Below are 1,431 nucleotides of genomic sequence, written 5' to 3'. Positions count from 1 at the left end.
GGTAGCGCGCAGAGATGTGGTGTAAGAGGCGGGGCATGCCCCGCCTCTTCTCTTTCTTGAAAGGGAGGGGACACCGCCTAGAATTCGTCGTTGGAGTAATGAAGGTGACGAATGGAAGGAAAGGCGATGCCCCAAGAAGAGAGTGTACTGCGCCTCGGTCGCGACGAGGCCCTCGAGGCGGCGAGGCTTTGGCAGGAGTGCGGCGACGCGCGCGAGTTCGCGTGCAGGGTGCTGGGCGGCGTGATGAACGCGCTGATGGACTCCGAGGCCCAGCAGATGTGCGGCGCGGGCCGCAACGAGCGCAGCGACGGCAGGGAGAACAGCCGCAACGGCTACCGCCCCAGGTCGCTCAAGACCGCCGTGGGCGACGTGGAGCTCGAGATACCCAAGCTCAGGCACGGCACCTACTACCCCGAGGGCATGCTCGCGCGATGGTCGCGCGTCGACACCTCGGTGGCCGCCATCGTGCAGGAGATGTACGTGTGCGGCGTGTCCACCCGCAAGGTCGAGCGCGTGGCGTCCAGGCTGGGCATATCCTCGCTGTCGAGCTCGGAGGTCTCGAGCCTCTGCTCCGACCTCGACGCCGAGGTGGCGGAGTTCCGCCGCCGCGACCTTTCGGGCACGCCGTGCTGCTACCCGTGGCTCGACGCCACCTACATGAGCTGCAGGGTCGGCTCGTCGGTCGTCTCGCAGGGCGTCGTGACCGCGATCGGGCTGGGCGCCGACGGGCGCAAGCACTTCCTGGGCTGCGACGTGGTCGACACCGAGAGCGAGGACTCCTGGGCGGCATTCCTCGGCGGGCTGCGCGAGCGCGGGCTGGCCGGCGTTCGCCTCGTGGTCTCCGACAGCCACGCCGGGCTCGTGGCCGCCGTCTCGCGCCTGTTCCAGGGCTGCGCCTGGCAGCGCTGCGTGACGCACCTGCAGCGCAACCTCCAGAGCGCCTGCTCGGGCAGGCCCGAGGACTCAAAGGCGGCCGTCAGGGACCTCGTGCACGCCGCGGTCTACCAGGACGACCCCGACCTCGCGCGCTGCGTGTGGGCCGAGGCGGCGCCCTGGGTGGCGTCGGTGTCCGCCAGGGCCGGCGAGGTCTTCGAGCAGGCCGAGGACTCCGCGCTGGCGTTCACGGCCTTCCCCAGGGCGCACTGGGCCAAGCTCCGCACCAACAACGTCCAGGAGCGCGCCAACCGCGAGATCAAGCGCCGCTACAGGGTCGTGCAGTCCTTCCCCTCGAGGGAGTCGATGCTGCGCCTGACGTGCGCGAGCCTCATGGAGACCGAGGGGCAGTGGTCCCAGCAGCGCATGTTCTCCGAGGCCTCGGCCGCCGAGGGCTTCGCCGAGCCCGCGGACAGGCCGGCCCCGACAGAGGGGAGGCGCCGCGCGCTCGGGCGGCGCGCCAGGGAGATAGTGGACGAGATAGTCGAGAAGCACGGC

1 protein-coding gene is annotated in these 1,431 nt (G+C 70.3%); it reads left to right on the top strand.

The features are described 5' to 3' along the window. Window positions 1-126: 126 nt before the first annotated feature. Window positions 127-1,431, top strand: a 1,305-nt coding sequence (locus KSY82_RS10140; RefSeq protein ID WP_254881810.1) for an IS256 family transposase, incomplete at its 3' end; no start/stop codon positions are given.

The organism is Collinsella aerofaciens (genome assembly GCF_019131995.1).
Lineage (GTDB): Bacteria > Actinomycetota > Coriobacteriia > Coriobacteriales > Coriobacteriaceae > Collinsella > Collinsella aerofaciens_S.
Note: the sequence above shows the minus strand (reverse complement) of the source record. Positions and strands in the feature narration are given on the sequence as shown.